Source organism: Janthinobacterium sp. P210005 (assembly GCF_036231865.1).
Taxonomy (GTDB): domain Bacteria; phylum Pseudomonadota; class Gammaproteobacteria; order Burkholderiales; family Burkholderiaceae_D; genus Janthinobacterium; species Janthinobacterium kumbetense.
Genome location: NZ_JAZARC010000001.1, coordinates 1041939 through 1066533, shown reverse-complemented (window position 1 = coordinate 1066533; position 24595 = coordinate 1041939). Strand labels below are relative to the sequence as shown.

Annotated in this window: 13 protein-coding genes, 1 tRNA gene and 1 pseudogene; 12 read left to right on the top strand and 3 right to left on the bottom strand. The window is 63.6% G+C overall.

Features of this window, described 5'->3' with window-relative positions; genetic code table 11:
• The first annotated feature begins 78 nt into the window (after nucleotides 1–78).
• Complete coding sequence (gene dnaQ / locus VPH40_RS04660) at nucleotides 79–795, top strand: DNA polymerase III subunit epsilon (RefSeq protein ID WP_099667648.1); 717 nt, start codon at nucleotides 79–81, stop codon at nucleotides 793–795.
• An 82-nt stretch (nucleotides 796–877) separates the two neighbouring features.
• Nucleotides 878–952 (top strand) — tRNA-Val (locus VPH40_RS04655).
• 90 nt (nucleotides 953–1042) lie between these two features.
• Here VPH40_RS04655 and VPH40_RS04650 read toward each other — a convergent pair.
• Entirely contained in the window at nucleotides 1043–1240 is a 198-nt protein-coding gene (locus tag VPH40_RS04650) for a tyrosine-type recombinase/integrase (protein WP_354004575.1), read from the bottom strand.
• A gap of 32 nt (nucleotides 1241–1272) precedes the next feature.
• On the opposite strand from VPH40_RS04650, the gene VPH40_RS04645 reads away from it, so the two are divergent.
• From VPH40_RS04645 to VPH40_RS27910, 6 genes are all read left to right on the top strand, one after another.
• Nucleotides 1273–1500: a hypothetical protein gene (locus tag VPH40_RS04645; protein WP_328572822.1), complete on the top strand. Its 228-nt coding sequence runs from the start codon at nucleotides 1273–1275 to the stop codon at nucleotides 1498–1500.
• Nucleotides 1501–1630: 130 nt separating this feature from the next.
• On the top strand, nucleotides 1631–1852 hold the full coding sequence (locus VPH40_RS04640; protein ID WP_328572821.1) for a glycoside hydrolase family 19 protein: 222 nt from the start codon (nucleotides 1631–1633) through the stop codon (nucleotides 1850–1852).
• A gap of 244 nt (nucleotides 1853–2096) precedes the next feature.
• On the top strand, nucleotides 2097–2537 hold the full coding sequence (locus tag VPH40_RS04635; RefSeq protein WP_328572820.1) for a hypothetical protein: 441 nt from the start codon (nucleotides 2097–2099) through the stop codon (nucleotides 2535–2537).
• 1755 nt (nucleotides 2538–4292) lie between these two features.
• Complete coding sequence (locus tag VPH40_RS04630; RefSeq protein ID WP_328572819.1) at nucleotides 4293–4631, top strand: hypothetical protein; 339 nt, start codon at nucleotides 4293–4295, stop codon at nucleotides 4629–4631.
• Between the two features lie 497 nt (nucleotides 4632–5128).
• A complete protein-coding gene (locus VPH40_RS04625) occupies nucleotides 5129–5521 on the top strand; it encodes an SOS response-associated peptidase family protein (protein WP_328572818.1) in 393 nt (130 codons plus the stop codon).
• 131 nt (nucleotides 5522–5652) lie between these two features.
• Nucleotides 5653–5865 (top strand): DUF4113 domain-containing protein, encoded by a 213-nt coding sequence (locus VPH40_RS27910; protein WP_442906614.1) that lies wholly within the window; start codon nucleotides 5653–5655, stop codon nucleotides 5863–5865.
• Nucleotides 5866–6795: 930 nt separating this feature from the next.
• Here VPH40_RS27910 and VPH40_RS04620 read toward each other — a convergent pair.
• Together VPH40_RS04620 and VPH40_RS04615 are read right to left on the bottom strand one after the other, a co-directional pair.
• A pseudogene (locus VPH40_RS04620) lies at nucleotides 6796–6960 on the bottom strand (transposase); the annotation flags it as partial.
• A gap of 31 nt (nucleotides 6961–6991) precedes the next feature.
• Entirely contained in the window at nucleotides 6992–8650 is a 1659-nt protein-coding gene (locus tag VPH40_RS04615; RefSeq protein WP_328572817.1) for a glycoside hydrolase family 13 protein, read from the bottom strand.
• Between the two features lie 394 nt (nucleotides 8651–9044).
• Between VPH40_RS04615 and VPH40_RS04610 the strand changes: the two genes are divergently transcribed.
• The 4 genes from VPH40_RS04610 (at nucleotide 9045) to VPH40_RS04595 (ending at nucleotide 24523) form a co-directional block, all read left to right on the top strand.
• Nucleotides 9045–9806 carry a TonB C-terminal domain-containing protein gene (locus VPH40_RS04610; protein ID WP_328572816.1) on the top strand — a complete coding sequence of 254 codons (762 nt, stop codon included), beginning with the start codon at nucleotides 9045–9047 and terminating at the stop codon, nucleotides 9804–9806.
• A 2-nt stretch (nucleotides 9807–9808) separates the two neighbouring features.
• On the top strand, nucleotides 9809–10324 hold the full coding sequence (locus tag VPH40_RS04605) for an RNA polymerase sigma factor (protein WP_328572815.1): 516 nt from the start codon (nucleotides 9809–9811) through the stop codon (nucleotides 10322–10324).
• Nucleotides 10325–10447: 123 nt separating this feature from the next.
• Complete coding sequence (locus VPH40_RS04600) at nucleotides 10448–11446, top strand: FecR family protein (protein ID WP_328572814.1); 999 nt, start codon at nucleotides 10448–10450, stop codon at nucleotides 11444–11446.
• A 276-nt stretch (nucleotides 11447–11722) separates the two neighbouring features.
• Complete coding sequence (locus VPH40_RS04595; protein ID WP_328572813.1) at nucleotides 11723–24523, top strand: filamentous haemagglutinin family protein; 12801 nt, start codon at nucleotides 11723–11725, stop codon at nucleotides 24521–24523.
• The last annotated feature ends 72 nt before the right edge of the window (nucleotides 24524–24595 follow it).

Sequence of the window (24595 nt, the reverse complement as noted above, 5' to 3'; positions counted from 1 at the left end):
TGCGGGCAGGGCGTAACCGGAGGGCACAGGTTTGCTATACTGTGCCCTTCGCTTTTTGCTTTTAAGACTGAATCTGCCATGCGTCAAATTGTCCTCGATACTGAAACCACCGGCCTGAACCCGCGCACGGGCGACCGCATCCTGGAGATCGGGGCGGTCGAACTGAACAACCGCATGTTGACGGGGAATAATTTCCACCATTACATCAATCCCGAGCGCGACTCGGAAGAGGGCGCGCTGGCCGTCCACGGATTGACGACGGAATTCCTTAGCGACAAGCCGAAATTCGCGGAAATTGCCGACGAATTTCGCGCCTACATCGCCGACGCTGAACTGATCATCCACAACGCCCCGTTCGATATCGGCTTCCTGAACGCGGAATTCAAGCGCTTGAACTTGCCGCCAGTCCACGAGCAAGTGCATGGCGTGATCGACACCCTGGTGCAGGCGAAGGAAATGCATCCGGGCAAGCGCAACTCGCTCGACGCCTTGTGCGACCGTTACGGCGTCTCGAACGCCCACCGCAAGCTGCACGGCGCGCTGCTTGACTCCGAATTGCTGGCTGACGTCTACCTGGCCATGACGCGCGGGCAAAACAGCCTCAGCATGGAAGAAGAGGTGGAAGTGGCCGCCGACGGCGCCGCCCTGGAAATCGTGCCCTTGGCCGAAGTCATCTTCCAGAGCGCCAGCGCCGACGAACTGGCCGCCCACGAAGCCACCATCGCCGGCCTCGACAAGGCCGCCAAAGGCCAGTGCATCTGGACCGCCGTCACGTCGCCGCCAGCGGCCGCCTGAGGAAAAAACGGGGGCGTGGCAAATTTCCTCTCGCCAGCCCTTGCAGATGCCGCAACACCTATGCGATAATTCGCCTCGCTTCGGGAGGTTAGCTCAGGGGTAGAGCACTGCATTCACACTGCAGGGGTCGCAAGTTCGAAACTTGCACTTCCCACCAAGAATTCGCTGTAAAATCAAGTACTTACATTAAAGCCGACACGTTACGTGATCGGCTTTTTTTGTGCCTGTGTAATTAGCCTGTGTAATTTTATTTTTTGTTTTGTACTAGCACCGATAGCTTATCCAACGCAGCACGCTGCGCATCGACCTGGAGGTGCGCATAGCGCTGGGTCGTCTGCACATTGCTGTGACCGAGAATCTTGCTAATAGTATAAAGATCGCCCCCCAAGCCAAGCATGATGCTGGCACAAGAATGCCGTAGGTCATGAAAGTTCACATGCTCCATACGCGCCTTCACGCGCGCTCGGCGCCAAGCGGATGCCAGGCCTGTTCGACAGCGCGCGCGCCGTCGCCGTGCTTTACGGCAGCGACCCGGCCCTGGGCTTCCTGTTCATCGCCGCGCCGCTGATGGTGGCCGCCGGCTTGCCTGCTTGGTGGGTACTGGGCGCCACGGTGCGCTGGCTCGACAAGCGCCGCGACAAGGACATTGGCGAGCTGGCGCGCGATGCGGCCGCCACCGTCAAGGATGTGCGGGGTGGCCTGTGAGCGCCGTTACGCTGGTCCAGCTGCTGGCGATCATGCCGCGGCGCGTACGCGCGCGGTTGCCTTCCTGGCGCCGCTGAACGCGGCCATGCTGGAGTTTGGTATTACGACCCCGGTGCGCCAAGCATCGTTCTTGTCCCAGGTCGGGCACGAGTCCGGCCAGCTGCGCTATGTGCGTGAGCTGGCCAGCGGCCAAGCCTACGAAGGGCGCGCCGGCCTGGGCAACACGCAACGCGGCGACGGCGTGCGCTTTCGTGGGCGCGGCCTGCTGCAGGTGACCGGCCGCGTCAACTACGCCGCCTGCGGCAAGGCGCTGGGCCTTGATCTGCTGGGCCAGCCCGAGCTGATCGAGTAGGCCGTCAACGCATGCCGCTCGGCCGGCTGGTTCTGGCAGGCGAGGGGTCTGAACGCCCTGGCTGATGCCGGCGACCAGGAACGGGTGACGCGGCGCATCAACGGTGGCGTGAACGGCCTGGCTGAGCGCCTGGCCTTGTACCAGGCAGCGCGCAAGGTGTTGGTGTGAGCGCGCTGGTTAAGCTGGCGGGCAGGCTGGCTGGCTGTACGGCGCCGTGCTGGCATGCGTGCTGGTCGGCGCCGGTATGCTGTACCAGCGAGCGCAGGGCGTCGCCCAAGGCCGCGCAGCCGTGCAGGCGCTGTGGAATACCGACAAGAAGACCCGCGCGGCAGCGGAAACGAAGGCGGTGGCGCAGCGCGCCGCCGAGAACCTGGCGCAAGCCAGGCAACAGGCCGTCAAAGCGGCGGCCATCAATAAAGTCTACGATGACGAAATCAACGATGTGCGCGCTCGGCTTGCTGTTGTTGAGCGCATGCGCAAGCCCGCCTTCTGTGCAAGTACTGGACCTGCCGCCCCGGCCGGTGCCGGTGGCGCCGAAGGAGGCGCTGCAGCCGATCCCGCCGGTGGGCTACTTCCTGACGCGGTGGCGCGAGATATTCAAGCTTTGATCCTGCAGACGGAGGAAGTGGCCGCGACGGGACGCGCGTGCCAGGCGTTTGTGCGGGGTAGTAGCATAGGGCTGTAGCGCTGATTCGGAGTGTTTGCGCAGGTAGACAGTAGGGGAGTGAGCTAGTCGATTGAGTCTTGAGACCTTCAGATCAACGCAAGTTTAGTGCCGCAGGTGTCTTTGTGCAGTCGCGCGTCCATCTCTCCAGCACGGCGGGGCCGGATAGAGTAAATGCTGTCTAAGTTGATAACTTCCGCTCTTGGTATACACTCAATAGAAGGAAATTGGACGTTAGAAGAGGAGTCTTACCATGAGGCATATCTCTACACTGGCCGTGATCGGTACTGTTCTGTTTATCACGGGAACAGTTGCATCTGCAGGGAATGGCGGCGTTAAGGCCGGTCCGCATTTAGGAGCCCCGATCGCAACAACAATGCACACGACGACAACGCACACAACGACAACTGCACCAGCTTCACCTACCCCATCGCATTCGGGGCAACCAAATCAAAGCTGCGGCAGTGCCACTGCTCCCAATACTCCTGGTAATTCAGCTTCTGCACCTGGGTCAGCTTTCAATCCAGATGGCCAGGCTGGAACAGTATATGCTGGACAGCAGCCACAAAATTCGCGCAATCCTATGAGTGTGTCACAGTATGATGTTGCTTGCGCGAAACAGCCATCTAAGTAAGGTGCAAGCGTAAAGCCGATGCCGCACCGGCCAACCTACGAGTTCGACCAGCCGGCGCCAGCGGCAACGGACGGCGAGATCGTCTTGGCGCTGGCGCGAGACTGGCCGCGTGGGCGTGCCTATGAGGCGCAGCTGGAGGCAGTTATTGTGGGGTGTCGTTAAGGCTAAATGAGCGTGTCTTGAGTTGCGTAGAGGTTGCTTACGCAAATTCCACATACTTCGCGACCAAGAGATGCGCACTTGTCGCGCGCAACCTGCTCATTTTCACACTCGAACACCACTTCCATAGCGAGATCCCGAATGGCATTTGTATGCATTTTTTCGCAAATCGAATGCTTTCCCCGGGTACATCTTTCTGTCACGGGGTCCCATTTGCCCGTGAACAAATGACATTCGTCACTAGTAGGACTCCTCAATAAGAAGTATCGCTCCTCTGACCGAAGGCGTTCGAAAGCTTTGTTAAACAGGGTAACTCTTGTCATGACTCACTCCGAGTGTGTATGTGGTTGATTGCCATCGTGGCATTAACTTTGCACTGAGGTACTATTTATGGCTTGTGAAGCTTTAGATGCCTGCGCTCTATTTCAGCATAATGCCAGCACGTCAGGAATTGGTGTCACCTTTGCCGCTGCCGACACTGTGGCGCCGAAGTTCGCCCATAATATCTGCATTAGAAATATCCGCTTCTCCAGCAAGTCTCCACGCGGATAGGCAGCTTCGACCTTGCCCGGCAAGCTGTGCGCCAGTGCATGCTCGCAAACCTCTTGCGGAAGGAACCGGCCACCAACTCGGCTCATTAGTCGCCTAACGCTGACCGGAACCTGTGCACAGTGATATCAGACCGGTTCCGGTGGCGCCGGAGGAGGCGCTGCAACCGATCCCGCCGGCGAGCTACTTCATAACGAAGTGGCGCGAGATATTCAAGCTCTGATTCTAAGGATGGAAGAGGTGGCCGCGTCTGGGCGAGCGTGCCAGGTATTCATTCCAGCCAATAATATGGAGCTATAGTGTTGACTTGGAGTGATCTAGAGCCTGACGATATGAATTGATATTTTGGAGGATGCAATCGGCGACTATAAATTTCGCTGGCAAGAAGATGGGCGCGCTATACTATATTGACTTTATAGTTTAGGGGGTGTGATATGAGATTGACGATAAAAGGTTGCAATTTTAACCGAAATGGTACTGGCATTTCAGTGCCTCATGACACTGTATTAGATTTGGAAAATATATCATTTGATGACAACGGAACCGCGCTGATACAGCGAGAGGCACCCACGTTACTGCAGCAGCTCGGACTTCCATCGAATACAGATCCTGAGATTGTAATCGAGGCTTTAGCAATACTTCAGAGAGTAAAAACATTGGATCAGCCCATGCAAATAGAGGCATTGCGAGAGTCCAAAATGGTTAAGATGCTAGGAGTGGGGGCTGATATTGTGACTATTGCGGGAATCCTTCTTCCATTCTTACCTAAATAGTATTTGGCTGGTGGGAGATTTATCAAAAATGATGATTGGAAATAAAAATGCTTCCGTAAAGCGGAAGCATTTTGAAAATGGTGCGGGTTGGGGCAATTAAACCCCCGGCGGTACTATTGGGCGACAGTGAATTTGGGAGAAGCTTTCGAGTATTTTTGGCTAAGACAAACCCGCAGGACCGCTCCGCACCATAATACAAATAGAAACTGTGGCATATTTGCTCCTAGCACCTGTTGATAAATCCACAAAAGAACCGTGACCAGGCCTGAAATAACCGACAATACACTACTAAACTTCGACCAACTAGACACTGCCATTGGTGCCAATTTGGTTAGATAAATAATTCAACTTATGCATGAATTATTTCACGAAAAGCAACTTTTGTCAAGTGATCTGCGGATCGCCAATGTTAGATTCGGCGGAATTTGTAAGGCACCTTTGGCCGAGGTGGGGACGGTTATTTCGCGAAGATATCGGAAATGAATTAAAGTAAGTGCATGTGCGCTGACTACACCCCAAGCCGTAAGGAAGAGATCGAAGAAAGCTTTTGGGCTGGATACCCTCTGCTCGACCTACCTTCGGAGGCATGGCCTGGCTACATGGCGCCCATCCTGCGGGGCTCTCATGATGCACTTGGCCAACTGGAAGTCGCCCCGGCCATGTTCGGCATGGTGCCCCACTGGGCAGACCACAAGCTGGCCCGCCAGACCTACAACGCGCGCACGGAGACGGCGGCCAGTAAGCCATCCTTCCGCAGCACCTGGAAGCGCAAGCAGTTTTGCATCATCCCAGCTGCCAACTTCTTCGAACCCAACTACGAAACTGGCAAGCCTGTGCGCTGGCGCATCGAGCGCGCGGACGGCGGCCCGGTGGCCATTGCCGGGATATAGGAGCACCGACCAGCTGATCATTTGCTGTCGTTCTCGATGCTGACGATCAACGCTGACGGGCACACGCTGATGCAGCGCTTCCACAACCCCGATGACGAAAAGCGCATGGCGATGAGCCTTGATCCTGATCAGTGCCTAAGTTGGTTGGACGGTTCTCTGGTGGCGGAGACGAGTGGGGAAGAGTGCGCTCCGGTTTGGCAATTGCCGCGCTGGATATCACAAGCAAACGTAATTGCCGTAATACGGTGCGTCTGGGTTCGGCAGACCTGACGCGGCGGTGGGCTATGCTTTCAGAAAATAGAGCGCCTCGCTACGCAGCGAGCTGGAGTTGCCGAGAGTTATAACCAAGTAGCTGCACTAGATTTTGATGTCTCGGTGCAACTTTTAACGAGCATGGTACTGTCGACGTCCGTGCCCTCTTAGATCGTGCCCTGTCTACCGCCTGTCTTGCCTGGAATGACAACATCCTCCAAATCATTGTTCAGGTGCTCGAACAAGGCTTTGGAGGTTTGGGTGATGGCCTTTTGACGTTGGCATCCCGGTACTGTGCAATACTTACCGTCGGCCAATTCAATATAAGCGGGACAATTCTTGTATTCATGATCAATGCAAGGCATATATCCTCCCAGATTGTGGATGTTTGCATACTGCCTATATGTACAGATTACACCGCAGCCAGCGGTTTGTTGGAAATATTACATTTATCTCGCGGCATATCGGGGATGGAGGGGCATGCTTGGGGGAGGCTGTTCATTTGGTTTTTTCGGCAATTAAGGCAGGATCTCCCGCACCCCCATCCTCGTGTCGGTATAGTCGTGGTGCCAGCCAGTGCTGGCATACCCTTCCTTGTTTCGCCCAATAGTCATATCTGGAATTGCAGGTCGATGTAACTCCCTTGCTTTTGAGCATTTCAGCCCTGTGTAATTTCCTGTGTAATTTGGTGCAATTTAGCGACTTCTCTTGATAGTCATGACGAAACACTCCCTGTGAGAACCCTGCAAAATGGCGCTTTCAATGGCATTCACACTGCAGGGGTCGCAAGTTCGAAACTTGCACTTCCCACCAAAATTTTCGTTTGTATTCAATGATTTAGGATGTTACATCTTGTCTGAATACGAGCTTGGGGCAAACTTGGGGCAATGGGATTTCTAATCCACTGCCCAGCCTCAACGTTACGGCCGCTTCCTGCGGCCGTTTTCACATCAAGCTGGCTTAGAACGCCTGACAATCCTCTTCCTTGCTTTCAAAGCAACAAGTTCGTACACTAAGGACGCCTAACAAAACCGCTGAATGTATCTCCAGCAGATGAGTATGCAGGCAAGCGAGAGAAGCGCCTGGCGGATATCGGCACGGCGTTCGTAGCGGACGCGTAATCGGCGGAAGCGGTGCAATCAGCCCAGTGTACGCTCAACCACCCAGCGCCATTTACCCAGGCGTTCGGGCGACTCGACGTGATTGCACAACAACGCTTTACTCGCGCCCCGCCTCACACACGTAAGCGATAGCAAACGATTCGTATGGCTGCAGGCTGAGGTGGTCGGTCCAGCTGTCACGCTGGGCATAGTTGCTGATCAAGCCTTGCCCGGCAATGCCGTGCAGCGTTGCCGGCAGATCCAGTTCGACGTGTTCGCCGGAGAAATTGTTGACGACAACCAGATGTTGGCTTCCCAAGCTGCGCCGGTAGGCGAATACCTGCGGGTGCTGCTCCAGTAACGGCAGGTATTTTCCGTAAACCATGACGTCCCAGTGCTTGCGCAGTTCGATCAGCTTCTGGTAGTGGAAGAAGACCGAATCGGGTTGTTCCAGTGCGGCCGCGACGTTGATCTCTGGGTAGTTGGGATTCAGCTTGAGCCATGGCGTGCCAGTACTGAAGCCGGCGTTGTGTGTGCTGTTCCACTGCATTGGGGTGCGTGCATTGTCCCGCCCGTTGGCGTGGATACCGGCCATCATCGTCTCCGGTGGCACACCGGCGGCCGTGCGTTCGTGGTAGAGGTTGAGCGATTCGATGTCGCGATAGTCGTCGATGGAATCGAAACGTACATTCGTCATGCCTATTTCCTCGCCTTGATAGACGTAGGGGGTACCCTTGAGAAAATGTAGCGCGGTGGCCAGCATCTTGGCCGACTCGACCCGGTAACGGCCGGGGTCGCCGTATTTGGATACGGCGCGCGGCAGGTCGTGGTTATTCCAGAACAGCGAATTCCAGCCGGCATCGGCCAGCTCGGTCTGCCACTTACCGATGATCTGCTTGAATTCGATCAGATCGAACGGCCGCGGCTTCCATTTCCCCTCCTTGGTATCGTGGGTCATGGTGATGTGCTCAAACTGGAAGACCATCGACAGCTCCTGACGCGCCGGGTCGGAATACAGCTTGGCGGTCTCCGGGGTGGTGCTCCACGTCTCGCCCACCGACAATACATCGCGTGCCGCCAAGGTCGCTTGGTGCATTTGCAGCAGCAGCGGGTGCAGTTGTGCGCCGTTGGCGATGATCTGCTGGTCGACCTGTTTGCCGATGAGATCGATCACATCCATGCGGAAGCCGCCGATGCCCTTGTCCAACCACCAGTTCATCATGCGATGCACCGCTTCCTGCACCTGGGGATTTTCCCAGTTCAGGTCCGGCTGTCGTTTCGAGAACAGATGGAAGTAATATTCACCGCTGGCGGCGTCGTATTCCCATGCACTCCCGCCAAAATACGAACGTTGCTGGTCGGGCGGGGAGCCATCGGCGCCTGCATTGCGCCAGATGTAGTAGTCACGGTAGGGGCTATCCTTGGATTTCTTCGCCTCGACGAACCAAGCATGCTCGTCAGAGGTGTGGTTGACCACAAGATCCATCAAAATACGGATGTCGCGCCTGGCCGCCTCTGCGATCAACTGCTCCATCTCGGCCAATGTGCCGAATTCGGCGGCGATATCCTGATAGTCGGAGATGTCATAGCCGTTATCGTCCATCGGCGACCGGTACACTGGCGACAGCCAGATCAGGTTGATTCCCAGATGTTGCAGGTAGTCCAGTCTGCCAATGATGCCGGCCAGATCACCGACCCCATCGTGATTGCTGTCTTGAAAACTACGTGGGTAGATCTGATACACGACGGCGTTATGCCACCATTTCTTATCCAACATGATTATCTTTCTCGCTTATTGATTGACGGCACTGTCTTGCAACGTGCCAAGGGATCGCCAGGGGTAGGGCAGATCCGATCTCGTCTTTGAACCAGGCAGCTATGAGATCGTACACCTGGCGTCTGTCAGGACACTCAGGCTACCAACACGATCCACCGGTTTTTCCTCTTTCAAGACCTGTGGATCAGAATAGTCTAAGCTACCGATAGCAACTCATGGCGATTCAGTGTTGATGTAACAACACCGTCACATTTGAATGCCACTATGCACCATTTCAGAATGGTGCAGCTACCTTGCCGACTCGATCCGTCATCCTGCCATGCCCCATGCAGCACTGCTGCTGGCTTGACGACGCTCGCGGCAATGCGCGGTGGCGGGATCGACAGGGGTGCGTATGTACGTCGGCGGCTTGAGCTGCAACGGGCTGGCGCTCTTTTGGGTACTGAGTGGGTTTATCGGATTAACAGGGAACGCCCATGGTGCGCCTCCCGATTTGCCGCCTACAGGTGCTGCACGTGTCAATCCCGTTTCGGATGCGGCTATTTCTCTCCTTGCTTTCAGTATCCCGGCGCAGCCGCTCAATGCGGCGCTGAACCAATATGCGGACATCACCGGACAGCCTGCATTGTTTTCCAGTGATATCGTGCATGCCCGTATCTCCACGGCAGTATATGGCCATTATTCGGCCGAAGCGGCATTGCGCATCCTGCTCGAAGGTACCGGACTGGTTGCTGACAGGCGCAGTTCTGGCCTGGGCCAGACCTTCATTCTGAAAGAGGCCGCCGTGGCATCCGCAGCACCGGCATCCACCTTGCCGCGCAATGGCATGGCGGAGTTTTTCAGCGAGGATGGCTATGCCGGACTGGTGCAGATGCGTATCTGGCACGCGCTGTGCTCGGATGCGCGTACCCGGCCGGGCAACTACACGTCCTTGCTGCGGTTTTACCTGGAAACGGATGGCCGCATCGGCGGCGCACGCCTGCTCGGCAGCAGTGGCGATCCCCGTCGCGATGCCGCGTTGCTGCACGCGGTGCGTGGCGTGCGCGTCGGCCGCCTGCCACCTGCGGCAATCGCGCGCCAGCCTCTGACCATGATGGTTGCGCCCAGCGCCCCTGGAGTGGGGCCGCAGTGCGGCCAGCAGCAGGGGGAGGGCTAGCCATGTCCGAAGGCACGCAGCTTTTCCTGCTGAACTACCTGGGCAAGCACTACGCCACCATCAAGCAGCGCCTGACGCGCAAGCTGGGCAATGCTGAAGATGCCGGCGATGCGCTGCACGACACCTGGCTGCGCCTCAAGGGCGGCGAAGACCTTGGGCCCGTCCAGAACCCCGGTGCCTACCTGTCCCGGATGGCGGTCAATATCGCGGTGGACGTGCAGCGCCGGCATAGCCGCCTGCTGTCCGGAGATAATATCGATGCATTGCTGGAGGAACTGGTGGACCCGGCCCCCGGACCGGCGCGCACGGCCGAGATACGCTCGGACCTGGATGCCCTGTTGCAGCTGCTCGACCGCATGCCCGAGCGCCGCCGGGCCGTCGCGCTGCTCGTGCATGCGGAAGGCGTGACGCAAAAAGAGGCGGCCCAGCGGCTGGGCGTGTCGTTGCGGACGGTCGAATACGAATTGAAGCGCGTCCATGAGCGCCTGGACACTTATCTGGTGGCGGAGCATAAATAATGCGGGTTTTCCGGGGCACCATTCGTCATCAAGTATGAGAGAGCAAAAAACATATGCATGCAGCACGCAGCAGCCCGCAGGTTTCCTGCTTTGCGGCCCGGCCTGGCCGCTGGACCTGACACGATGAAGATGCCGTCGCCCAAGGACAGCCGCGCCGCTTCGTCCGCCGACCTGGAAGCCCAGGCGTGGAACTGGTTGCGCCTGCTCACCTCGGGAGACGCGCGCGAAGTGGATGCGCAACGGTTCCGGCGCTGGGTCAAGTCCAGTCCCTCGCACCAGGCCGCGTACAACGACGTGAAGCGGCGCTGGGATGCGCTAGAGACTCCGGCCCGCGAGTTGCTGCGCGCCAGGCCGGAGGCCGTGCCGGCACGCGCGCGCCGTCCCCTGCTTGCGCCCGGCGGCCGGCGGGCTTTTCTCGGCGCTGCCATCGGCGCGGCGGCCGTGGCCTGCGTGGCCGTGGTCCATCCGCCCCTGGGCTTGTGGCCGGGGCCGGACGAGTGGGCTGCAGACGAGCGCACCGCCCCCGGCGAACAGCGCACGCTGGCGCTGTCCCAGAGTGTCGACGTCATCCTCAATACGCGCACCAGCATACGCCGCCAGACCGATGGCGGCAGGCTGGTTGGCCTGGACTTGCTCACGGGCGAGGCGTCCATCGATTTGAGGGAGGCGGGGCCGGCCTTTGCCGTCGTGGCCGGCGTTGGCCGCAGCCTGCTCGAATCCGGACGGGTCGAAGTGCGCCACCTCGATGGCAAGGTTTGCGTCACCTGTATCGAGGGCGCCGTCCGCGTGGAGCATCCGGCCGGCGCGCGTCAGCTGCATGCGCGCCAGCAATTGGTTTATGGCGCCAGTTCGCTGGGCGACATCGCCGGCATCGACCCGAAAACAGTGTCTGCCTGGCGCCAGGGGATGCTGGTGTTTAACCAGGCCCCTCTGGCCGACGTGCTCGACGAAATCAATCGTTACCGCGCCGGCCGCGTGGTGCTGATGAACGATGCCGTGCGCAACAAGCCCGTCAGCGGGCGTTTCTTCACGGCCTCGCTGGACCTGGCGCTGTGGCAGTTGCAGGAATCGTTTCAGCTGCAGGCACGGTCGCTGCCGGCGGGATTGCTGCTCTTGAGCTGAACGGCGCGCTCCATCGTGTTGCACGGCAAGTCCCGGCACGTTGGCGCGCGTGTCGCCCGGCGTTGTGCGCCGTATTTTGCTCTTTATGCAGAGGTTTCAAAAAAGTTTCAAAAAAGTTTGCGGTATTTGCGTGGTGCGGTTCGTCACCCTTGCATAGGGGCTCTTCCTGTCGCCGGCGCTACTCGGCTGCGATGGGGAAGGCCTTCATGAATGTGGCTGGCCGGGGCGAGACGGGCAGCCGGACGGCATCGACTCAATGACCAGGCGGATACTTACATGAACACACGCGGGCGCAGTGGCAGGGAAAATCAAACGATACGCAAACAGGATCGGGTATTCAGGCTGGCGCCGCTGGCGCGGGCCATCGCGCTGACGCTGGCCGCCGGCGCGGTGACGGTGCCGGCCCATGCGCAGCGCGCGTTCAGTCCGGCATGGTTTGCCGACAAGGGCGCGGTCCGGGACACGGCGTCGCAAACGGGCCGGCTACCCAACGGCTTGCCCGCATCCAACCTGACGAGCCCGCTTGGACAGCAGCAGAAGGCCAACGAGCAACTGCAGCGCTCCATCAGCAACCTGAATCTGGCCGCGCGCGGCATCGCGGCGCAGCAGTCGGCCCAGGCCGCCGCCCGCCTGGCGGCAGCGAACGGGGCATCCATTCCCGACGGCATGACCGTGGGTGGCTTGAAAATCGATACCGATTCGCTGAGCGCAGGCTGGCACAACGCCAATGCCCCGACGCTTACCCAGGTCGACGGCCGCAGCAACGTCGCCATCGAACAGACGGCCGACAAGGCTATCCTGAACTGGGAGACGTTCAATGTCGGTCGCAATACGACGGTCGAATTCAGGCAGCAAAAGGAGTGGGCCGTCCTCAACCGCGTCAACGATCCGAATGCGCGCCCCTCGCAAATCCAGGGCCAGATCAAGGCCGATGGCACGGTGCTCATTGTCAACCGCAACGGCATCGTCTTCCATGGCAGCAGCCAGGTCAATACGCGCAACCTCGTCGTCGCCGCCGCCCAGATCGACGACGGCCAGTTCAAGACCAGCGGCATCTACACGGCCAATGCCAGCCAGCCCAGCTTTAGCAATGCCCAGGGCAAGGTAGAGATCCAGGCCGGCGCCCGGATCGCCACGCTGGCCCCGAAGACTTCCACCGAAGGGGGCGGCTATGTCTTGCTGCTCGGCAAGGAGGTGTACAACGGGGGAGACATCGTCACGCAAAAAGGCCAGACCGCGCTTGCGGCCGGCGACAACTTCATCATCAAGAAGGGTGTCGGCACCGATGGCAACCAGGCGTCGACCACGCGCGGCAACGAGATCACGCCGCAGTTCAACACCGACAGCCTGTCGGGCAAGGTGAGCAACACCGGCCTGATCCAGGCCCGCGAGGGCGACGTGACCATGGTTGGGCGTGACGTCCAGCAAAACGGTGTCGTACTCGCCACCACCAGCGTCAACACCCGCGGCACCGTGCACCTCAACGCTATCGGCGCGGATGGCAAGGTCGCCCTCGGCCAGGGTGCCGCCACTGCCGTGGTGATCGAGGACGACGGCAAGACGGCCCTGGACAGCCAGCGCGACAGCCTGCGAGGACCTGCAATCAGCACTCCCGAGAACATCGTGGCCATCACTGATCGCCGCGACCAGTCCCGCATCGAGATCAGCAGCAGCGGCACGGCCGACTTCCAGAGCGACTCCCTGACCTTGGCCACCGGCGGTCAGATCGTCATCGATGCAGCCCAGCGCAGCCTGGTGCGTGAGCGCGCGCGGATCGACGTTTCCGGCGCCGTGGGCGTGAACCTGGCCATGGAATCGAACAACGTCAAGGTCAACGTCCAGGGCAATGAACAGCGCGATGCGCCGGTCAACCGGGATGGCAAGACCCTCAACAGCAACGACATGTGGATCGACCGCCGCAGCCTGGTGTTCGTACCCAAGGGCACGAACGGCTACGCCACCGAGCGCTGGTACACGGCGGGCGGCCTGCTGGAGGTCGGCGGCTATCTTGGCACCGCGGGCCACACCGTGGGCGAATGGATGGCGCAGGGCGGCACGGTGAGCTTCGGCGGCAACGATGTGGTCACGCAGGCCGGCTCCAGCATCAACCTCTCGGGCGGCACGGTCAATGTGCAGAGCGGTTTCATCAATCAGACCTGGCTCAAAGGGGCCGATGGGCGGCTGTACGAAGTGAACAAGGCCCCGGGCGACCAGCGCTACACGGGCGTCTACAAGGGCTACGAAGACAAGCACGAACGCTGGGGCGAGAAGGCGACCGGCTATTACTACAACCCGCTGATCGGACAGCAGCGCAGGCTGGAAAGCGGCTACACGGTGGGCCGCGATGCGGGCGTGCTGGTGGTCGGGACGAAGAACGCGGTGCTCGAGGGCGACATCGCGGGGGACACCTTCCGGGGAAGCGGCCAGACGCAGGCGGCGCAGGCCGGACTTGACGGGTATGGCCAGTCGCAGATGGCGGTGGCGCGCGGCGGGCAGCTGGTGGTCGGCACCTACGGCACCCTCTACGACAAGAATACCGGCCTGATGCACCGCCGGCTCGACACCGCTGGCGTGAAGAACGTGGTGCTGAGCGACACGGCCGAACGCATCGCAGCCGGGCTCGACCTCACGGCGGCGTTGCCAGCCGCGCGCCAGGACACGTTGACCCTCGACACCACGTTGCTCAACGGCTTCTCGCTGGGTGCAGTGCGCATTGCGGCCGAGAACTCGATCACGGTGGACTCGGCGCTGACGCTGGGCAATGGCGGCGACATCGCGCTCTACGGCCCGAAAGTCGGTGTGAACGCGGACCTCACGACGCACGGCGGCAGCATCCGCCTGGGCGACACGCTCGCGCAAGCCAGCACCAACCGCCTCGATGACACCACGCAGACCACCACGCCCGAAGGCGTGCGCGCGGGCGTGGCGGTGGCCCGGGGCGTGGCACTGGACACGCGCGGCCTGTGGAGCAATCTGTGGCTCGATCCTGCCGATACCGGCAGCATGGCGTGGCGCAACGGCGGCAGCGTATCGATCCGCAGCAGCGGAGACGTGCTGCTGGCCCAGGGCAGCGTCATCGACGTGTCCTCGGGTGCGGCCTTGCTGGCCAACGGCACCTCGCAGCGAGGCGGCAAGGGCGGCGACGTCCGGCTGCAGGCGAATGCGCAGACCGGCGGTGGCGAGGGCGTGCTGGCGACCGATGGCGCGCTGCGCGGCTGGGGCACCTCGGGTGGCGGCACGCTGAGCTTGCAGACCGGGCGCATGCTCGTCACGGACGGTCGAGGGGGGGCAGACACTTCGGCCGAGCCAGGCACATTGCTCCTCTCAGGCAACTTCTTCGACAAGGGCTTCAGCCGCTATGCACTCATCGGCGACCGCGGCGTCACGGTGACCGACGGCACGCAGGTTGAGGTGACGATGCCGGTGCTGCGCGTAACGCCCGAAGCCAGGAATGTCGCGAGCACCGCCGTTTTGGGCAAAGCACTGCAAGCCTGGACGCCGCTGCTCTACACCGAGGATGCCGCCAAGGGCGTGCTCACGCAGCGTGCCGGTGCGAGCCTGAGCCTGCAGGCGGGCACGGTGCAGACCCTGGCAGCCGACCTGCCGACGGTGGCTGCGGTCATCGGTCGGGATGCGCAGATCACGGTCGATCCCGGCCAGGCCATCGACGTGCGCAGCGTCGGCCAGCTCACGCTGCAAGGCCGGCTGCAGGCGCACGGCGGCAGCATTTCGTTGAAGAACCTCGACCTCACGCGCATGGAGCAGGAGCATGCCGTGGATGGGGCGCACAGCCGCTCGATCTGGCTCGGCGAGCAGGCGGTGATCGACGTGTCCGCCACGCCCGCGACCGCGCTCGATGCGCACGGCCGGCGCTACGGCATCGTGCGCGACGGTGGCAGCATCGTGATCGGCGGCGAGATCAAGGAAAGCGACGGTTCGGCCACGGCCGCCAACGGTTTCATCGTCGTGCGCGAGGGGGCCGTGCTCGATGCCTCGGGTACCGCCGCCGTGCTCGACATGGGCGCTGCCGGCCCGGTCGCGGTGGCGAGCCGCGGCGGGCATATCGCGCTGGCCTCGAACAACGGCTTCTACCTGGACGGCGAACTGCGGGCCCGCTCGGGCGGCGCGGGCGCCGCCGGCGGCACGCTGCAAGTCGCGCTGGAATCGCCCGAAGTGCGCACGAGTTCCGGCCCGGCGCAGTACACGCTGGCCGAGAACGCGGTGCGCAACTACCGCGACCTGGTGATCGGCGGGCTGCAGGGGCCGTCGGACCTGCCGGCCGGACTGGCCCCCGGTGCGGCCGATGCGGCGCTGGTCTATGGCCACGGCCGGCTGGGCGTCGACACCGTCACACGGGGCGGCTTCGATAAGCTCGCGCTGCTCAGCGCGGGCGGCATCAGCCTGGAAGACAACGCCAGCCTGCGGCTCGGCGAGAGCCTGTCGACCTACGGCGCGCTGATGCTGGCCGACAACGCGCGCAACGACGCGCACATTACGCTGGAAGCACCCTACGTGCGGCTGGCCGGCATCACGCAGAGCTTGGGGGTGGACGTGACCCGAGGTCGCTTCGGCGTCATCGGCACAGGCGACTGGCTACCCTCCGAGGCGCATCTGGCGGTGCATGCCGGCCTCATCGACGTGCGCTCGTCGGTTCGAATGTCTGGTGTCAACGGCGATATACCGATATCGTCCGACAGCGACACGCCAGAGAACCCGGGCAGCATCAGGGTGGAGCGGCGCGGCTTCGGCCAGACCACGCTGCAAAGCGACGGCGACTTGCGCTTTCTGTCCGACGTGCCGGCCTTGACCAACGGCGTGCCGACGACCAGCCTGGCCACCCCAGGCGACCTCACACTGCGGGCTGCGCAAATCTACCCGGCCATCGGCGTCTCGGCCTCGATCCAGGCGGGTGTGTTGCCCGACGGCACTTATGCACCGGATCGCGTGCTGCGCATCGAAGGCAAGGGGCAAGCCGCGCCGGCGGTGCCCTATGCGGCCTTTGGCGGCCTGACGCTCGGCGCCGCGACCATCGAGCAGGGCGGCGTGCTGCGCGTGCCGCTGGGCAGCCTGCGCATCGGCGACGCAAACACCACGCGGGTCGACTTCCTGCCTGGGAGCCTGACCTCGGTCAGTGGCAACGGCCTGCTGATGCCTTATGGCGGCACGGTTGACGGCATCAACTACCTCTACGACGGCACGAAGGTGGAGTTGATCGGCGTGGGCGGCGCCGACTCGCGCGGACAGGCGCTGACGGTCGGCCTCACGCTGGGCGGGGTGAGCGTCAATGTGCAGCCCGGCGCGGTACTGGATCTCTCGGGCGGCGGCGAACTCAAGGGCTTTGGCTTTATCGGTGGCCGCGGCGGCTCGACCGATGCGCGCTACCACCCGCTGGTGCGCACTGCGGTCGATGGCAGCTTCAGCCTGCCCGGTCTCGCGGGCAACCCGGTGTATGCCGTCGTGCCCGGCGTGCAAGCCCCGGTCGCCCCGGCGGGCGGCGAACGTGGCGCGGTCGACCCGCTGATCGGCCAGCAGATCACGCTGGGTGCCGGCGTGCCGGGCTTGCCTGCGGGCACTTACACGCTGATGCCTTCCACTTATGCCCTGATGCCTGGTGCCTTTCGCGTCGAGCTCAACGACAGCACCGGCCAGGGCGCGGCGCAGCCCGGCAGCGCGATGCGCAACGGCTCGTGGTCGGCCGCCGCGCGGCTCGGCATCGCCAATACCGCCATCGGCGATACGCTGTTCCGCCAGGCGATCCTTACACCGGCCGAGGTGCTGCGTACCTACTCGCAGTACAACGAGACCTCGTTCAACCAGTTCATCGTCAGCGACGCCGCGCGCATCGGCGTGCCGCGCGCGATGGCACCCGCGGACGCGCGCACGCTGCTGCTGGCCCTCATGCCGAACACCGGCGCCGACGCCGACGCTTTCCATTTCGAGGGTATCGGCCGCTTCGACGCGGCCAAGGGCGGCTACGGCGGCGCGGTGGCTGTTTTTGCGGGATATGGGGGGCCTGAAAGCCAGATCGAGGTCGTGCGCGGCGGTGCGAAGGCTACCGCCGGCTTCGAGGGCGTGACGCTGAACGCTGATGCGCTCAATGCGATGGGCGCATCGCGGCTCATGCTCGGCGGTCTGCAGTATGTGGAATACGGCTCGGGCGGCAATATTGTGAGGTTCAACCCAGGGACGAACGGACTCACCTTGCGCCAGGGCGCGGTGCTGTCGGCTCCCGAGGTGTTCCTGCTGGCCGATGCCACCAACACCGATAACGCGAGCCACCTCGTGATCGAGCAGGGCGCGGGAGTCAACACACTGGGCAAGGGCCGCGCGGCCTATGACTCGGCCGATGGATTTTTCTACGCGGGTACGGCCGGCAATCTGGTGGCCGTGTCCAACGGCGTGCTCAGCATGCTGCCGGGTCTGCCGAGCGTGGACTTGCTGGGGAACCGCAGCCTGCAGATCGGCACATGCACCGTCTCGCCCTGCGCGGGCCAGACCGAGCTGTATTCCCAGGGCACCATTGCGCTGTCCACGCCCGACCGTTTCGTACTCGACGACACGGTGCGCTACGGCACGCGCAACCTCACGCTGGCGGTGCAGGGCATCAACGTCGGCGACAGCGTGGCGCTGGCCGACGCGGCCGCGCGCAACACGTTACCGTCCGGCCTGGTGTTGAACCAGAGCTTGCTCGACCGCCTGCTGCGCGGCGACACGCGGTACGGCGCCCCGGCGCTCGAGACGTTGCAACTCAACGCCAGCGGCGGCCTGCGATTCTTCGGCAGCGCCTCGCTCGACACCATCGACCCGGCCACCGGCAAATCCACGCTCGCGCGCCTGGTGCTGGGCACGCCCGCCATCTACGGCGCGGGTGCGGCCGGCGATGTGGCGACCATCCGCACCGGCCACCTGATCTGGACCGGATCGACCGTGGCGCCCGGCGCCGTAGTCACGGGCGGCGCCGGCACCGGCAGCGGCACGCTGGCCATCGAGGCCGGGACCATCGAATTTGGCTATGGCCCAGGCACGCAAGCCGCGGGCACCAGCGATGACGCGCGTCTGGCGCTGGGCTTCGCTGACGTGCGGCTCAAGGCCGGCGAGCGGATCACCGCCAACAACAAGGGCAGCCTCTCGGTCTACCAGTCGCAAGGCGCGTATGAAGCCGGCAAGGGTTATGCCTACAGCGGCGGCAACCTCAGCATCGACGCGCCGCTGGTGACAGGCGCGGCGGGCTCGGTCAACCGCATCACAGCGGGCGGCGACCTGCGCGTGAGCGCTTCCGTGCCTCTGACCACACCGGTCGCCGATGCCGCACTCGGCGCGGAACTGCGCCTTGCGGGCGGCGACGTGATCATCGACACCATGCTGGCACTACCCACTGGCAAGCTGGTGATCACCGCCGACAAGGACCTCACGCTGACCGGGCGCGCGCAGCTCGACCTGGCCGGCCGCAAGATCGAGTTCAACGACGTGTCCAAGTACAGCTGGGGTGGCGACGTCACGTTCGAAAGCCTGGCCGGCAATGTGCGCCAGGCCGCTGGCTCGGTGATCGACGTGTCGGCGCGGAACAACCGCGCCGGCACGCTCAAGGCGCTGGCGCTGGGCGACCAGGCCGGCGTGGTCGACCTGCAGGGCGCGATCCGCGGCGGCAGCACGGGGCGCTACGACGCGGGTGGCACGCTCGTGCCCTACCTGGCTGGCGGCGTGGAAGTGCGCGCACAGCATCTCGGTGATGGCGCAGCGCCCGACAGCCAGTTCGCAGCCCTCAACCAGCGGCTCAACGAAGGCGGCGTGTCCGGCACGCGCACCTTCCAGCTCAAGCAGGGCGACCTCGCCATCGGCGACGGCTTGAAGGCCGGCGAGGTCAACGTGTCGGTCGACAACGGCAGCCTGACGGTCAACGGCACCGTCGACGCCAGCGGCGAGCGCGCGGGCCGCATCTACCTCGCGGCGAAGAACGCCCTGACGGTGGCGGGCTCGGCCGTGCTCGATGCGCACGGCACGCTGCTGCGCGTGGATAGCTACGGCAAGATCATCGATTCGCCCAACCGCGCTATCGTCGACCTGAGTACGCAGGCTGGCGTGCTGACGCTGGCCGACGGCGCACGCGTCGACCTGCGCCACGGCACAGCCGCGACCCTGGGCACGCAGCCGGGGCAGAACGACGGCCGCGCACGCGGCACGCTCGAACTCTCGGCGCCGCGCATCGGCGCCAACGGCTTGCCGGGCATCAACGGGGCGGCCGGTGCGGCGGTCCACGGCGACATCGCCATCGACGCGCGCGGTGCGCTCGACATCCGCGGCGCTCGCTCCATCGCGGTCAACGCCATGCAACGCTACGACGACGCCCCGCTGGTCAGCACGCCGGCTGCCAGCGGACGACCTTACCAGGAGATCACCCAGACCTGGCTGAAGGACAAGCACGACGACAACAACGATTTCATCAATGCCGCACTGGCGCGCGCCAGCCTCATGACCGGCAAGCTTGCCGGCCTGCGCAACCCGGCCTATGCCGACGCCTTCCATCTGCGTCCCGGCATCGAGATCGCAAGCAATGCGCTGATCAACCCGGGTGGCGACATCGTCGTGTCGGGCGACCTGGACCTGTCAGGCTACCGCTACGCCAGCGTCAACCCGCACACGCCAAAGACCGGCGTCTATGGCTCGGGCGAAGTCGGCACCTTGCGCATTCGCGCGGCCGGCAACCTCGATATCTATGGCAGCATCAACGACGGCTTCGCGCCTCCGCCCGCCACGCAGGACGACAAAGGCTGGTTATTGCTTTCGGGAAATAATTTCTTCGGCGCCGACACGGTGATCCCGCGTGCCGGCGTCGTGCTGGCCGATGGCACGGCGTTCGAAGGCGGCAACGCGCTCAATTTTGACTTGCCGATCCAGTCGAGTGACTTTGCCGCCGGCACGCTGATCCCCGTGTCCAGCGAATTGACGGCTGAGATGCTGCTGCCCGCCGGGACCGTGCTCGCTGCCAACGTGCGCGATGCCTCGGGCCAGATTATTCACGCGGCCGGCAGCATCGCCGGCGAAACCGTAACGCTGCCACAAGGCACGCGCCTGGACGCGGGCACGCGCCTGCCGGGCGCCACCATGCTGGACGCGCTGGTCTGGCCCAAGGGCGTCGCGCTGCCGGCCGTGGGCGTGAAGTACCTGATGCATGGCGACACGACCTTGCCCGTGGGGGCGCTGCTGCCTTCTTCGACCGACATCAGGTTGCCGGGCGACGCCAAGTCGGTCGAGCTTCGTCCTGGCGGCGCGGGCCGGCTGTGGGGCGTGGCCGCGATGCTGCCGGAAGGCTCGCAGTCGTGGTCGCTGCAACTGGCGGGCGGCGCCGACCTCGGTGCGGCCGACCCGCGCACGCTGCAGCAGAACCCCGCAGCGGGCGGCCTGCGCATGGCCGACACCCACTACGGCCTGTTCGCCAAGGCGCTGCCGTTCAAAGGCGCGTTTGCATGGACATCGCTCGCGGCTGCCGATCTGGGTTTGAAGGCAGGCGTAGAAATCACCGACGAGGTCGCCCGCCAACTCATGGGCGGCAGATACCAGACCGCTGCGGCGCTGTGCGGGGCGAACGGGTCCTATTGCACGCCCGTCTACGCGTTCAATTGGTCGGCGTCCGCAGCTCGGAGATTCAAGGATCCTGCGCTTGCGGATACGCCGATACTCGATGCCGATGTCGCGCGGTTGACCGGAGGCTCGTTCAAGACGGCTGAGGCGCTATGTAAGGGAAGTTCCAGTTATTGCGTCTCGCTGCCCGTGAACATCTACTACGAATACCTGCCCGGCAGCACCCGCTTCAGCGTGCTGCGCACCGGCGCCGCCGACCTTGACCTGCGCGCGGCCGGCAACCTGGGCATGAACTCGCTCTACGGCGTCTATACGGCCGGCGCCTCGTCGCAGGCCACGCAGGCCGGCGACCCGTATAACCTGCCGCGCGTGGTGGGCAGCAGCGGCACGGTGCTGAGCGACAAGAACAAGGGCTACGAGAAGTTCGTCGATGGCGGGGCCGAGAGCCTGGCGCGCGCCTGGTACCCGGCCGGCGGCGGCAACCTCACGCTGCAGGCCGGCGGCAACCTGACCGGCGAGGCGGGGCAGGCCATCGCCTCGACCGGCATCGGCCGCCCCAACCCGGCAGATAAGGGCGTGACGACCAACGACACCGCCAACTGGCTGTGGCGCCAGGGCAGCGGCAGCACGCTCGGGGGAGGCAATGATCAGGCTGCGGCCTGGTGGATCAACTTTGGCAGCTACGCCACGCGCGGCACGATCGACACGCTGCTGGGTTTCACCGGTTACGGCACGCTGGGCGGCGGCGACCTGCGCGTGGACGTGGGCGGCGACGCAGGCCTTGTGTCCCAGCGGGGTGCGGCCGTGCGCACCGGCACGGACAACCTGCGCAGCGACGGCCTTGTGCTGGCCGTGGGCGGCACCGGCCGCGTGCTGGCCGATGGCAGCCTGGCGCTCACCGGCGGGGGCGATCTGAGCCTGCGCGTCGGCGGCGCACTCAATCCCTTGGCGCTCGATCCCTTGAACGACATCCAGACCAACGCCGTGCTGAATGGCGCCGTCGTCAACCTGCGCGGCGACGTGCAGATGCAAGCCGGCGCGATGGGCACCCAGTCGCTGCGCTACGCGCAGTACACCGGCCAGCTGTCCGAACGCGACCCGCAGGCCATTGATCCGTTCTCGGCCGGGCGCGCGGTGGCGCAGGGCGGCATGCTGCTGGTGCCGGGCGATGCGAGCTATCAGCTGAACACGCGCGGCGACCTGGTCGTGACGGACGCCAACGACGCGGGCCGTGCCGTGCTGCCGAAGGCCACGCCCTTCAACGTCGGCGCGGCCAAGGGCAGCGGCGACAGCTGGTTCACGCTGTGGACGCCGAACACCGCCATCCGCCTGTTCTCGGCCGGCGGCGACCTGACGCCGCAGATGGCCAACCTTGGCGCACTCCCGACCGACATGGCGAACGTCTACCCGTCGATCCTGAGCGCGGTTGCGGCCAGCGGCAGCCTCTACTATGGCAGCATGGCCACGGACAGGACGACAGAGGCGACCGGCGCGCTGGTGCTGGCGCCATCGGCCAACAGCCTGCTGGAGTTTCTTGCCAGCGATTCGATCCATGGCGGCGGCTACACCGTGAGCCCCTCGGGCGCAGCCGAGAGTGCCATGGCCACGCCCTTCCATCCGGCTTTCCGGGGCACGCTGGCGAACGGCACAGTTGTGAGCAATCTCGCCGAGGCCGGCAACCTCATCGAAAATGGCAGGCCATTGTTCGCACTGGGCGCCAACACTGTTTCGGCAGGCGGCAAACATGGCAGCGAACCGGCGCGCTTCTATGCCCTGCACGGCGACCTCGTGGGTGTGGCCACGGGCCGCATCAACGTCTTTTCGTCCAACGACCCGACACGCGCTGGCCAGACTTATTACGAGGCCGGGCAGCCGGTGTGGATGATGGCCGGGCGCGACATCGTCGGCAGCGGCACGCCTATCGGTCAGGCCCTGCCCACTGACGCAGGCCTGGGTGCGCGCTATGAAAGCTCGGGCAACCTGTTCGCGCACAGCGCCCCGACCGACGTGTCGGTAGTCTCGGCCGGTCGCGACATCGTCTACAGCAGTTTTAACGTGGCGGGTCCCGGCACGCTGGAGATCACCGCAGGGCGCCACATCCAGATGGAAGACCGCGCGGGCGTGACCAGCCTGGGGCCTGTGGTGCCGGGCGACAGCCGGCCCGGCGCGAGCATCTCGATGCTGGCCGGCGTAGGCGTGAACGGCCCCGACTACAAGGGCTTCCTGGCGCGTTACCTCGGCGAAGGCAAGCGCGCCCAGGCTGGCATGCCGCTGGCTGAGCAGCCGGGCAAGGTCGTCAAGACCTACGAAGCCGAGCTGGCCACCTGGCTGGCCGAACCGGCCCACGGCCTGGGCTTCACCGGCACGGCCGGCGAGGCGCAGGCTTTCTTCGACGCGCTGCCGGCGACGCAGCAACGCATCTTTGCGCGCCAGGTGTATTTCGCCGAACTCAAGGCAGGCGGGCGCGAGTACAACGACGCGGACGGCGCGCGCTTCGGCAGCTACCTGCGCGGGCGCAATGCCATCGCGGCGCTGTTTCCAAAGGGGAGGGCGGACGGAACGCCGATCAACTACAGCGGCGACATCACGATGTTCCGCGGGAGGGCCGGCGCCACGCCGCGCAGCGGCTTCGTACGTACCTTGTTCGGTGGCAATATCGAGCTCATGACGCCGGGCGGCCGCCAGGTCTACGGCATCGAGGGCGAGGCGCCGCCGTCCGAGTCGGGCGTATTGACCCAGGGCGCGGGCGACATCGCGATCTACTCGCTCGGCAGCATCCTGCTGGGCCAGAGCCGCATCATGACCACGTTCGGCGGCGGCATCATGAGCTGGTCGGCCGAGGGCGACATCAATGCCGGCCGGGGTTCGAAGACCACCGTGGTCTACACGCCTCCCAAGCGTGTGTATGACCAGTGGGGCAACGTCACGCTGTCATCGGACGTGCCGAGCACCGGTGCGGGGATTGCGACGCTGGCGCCGATTCCCGAAGTGCCGGCCGGCGATATCGACCTGATCGCGCCCCTGGGCACCATCGACGCGGGCGAAGCGGGCATCCGGGTGTCGGGCAATGTGAACCTGGCGGCCCTGCAAGTGGTCAACGCGGCCAATATCGCCGTCAAGGGCGAGTCGACGGGCATGCCGGCCCTTGCGGCGGTAAATGTCGGCGCATTGAGCAATGCCAGTGCGGCAGCGTCGCAAGCGACGGCCGCCGCGCAGGACGTGCTGCAGCGCGAACGCGCGACGACGCGCCAGAACCTGCCGTCGATTTTCACGGTGCGCCTGCTCGGCTTTGGCAACGAGCCGATGGAGGGGGAGGCGGAAGCACCGCCGCCGCCACCGCGGGCCGGCTTGCAGTCCGCTCGCGGCGTTCCCTACGATCCTGCCAATCCCGTGCAGTTCCTTGGCGTGGGGCGGGATTTTGACGCCAAGCAGCTTGCGCGCCTGAGCCCGGAGCAACTGCGCCAGCTGCAGCAGGAGCGCCAGTCCAGCGGCATGTAGCGCGTGCCCGCCTGTTTCCTGCCCTGTGCAGGGAACAGGCGGGGCCGCTCCCCCATTCTTGCAGCCGAACAC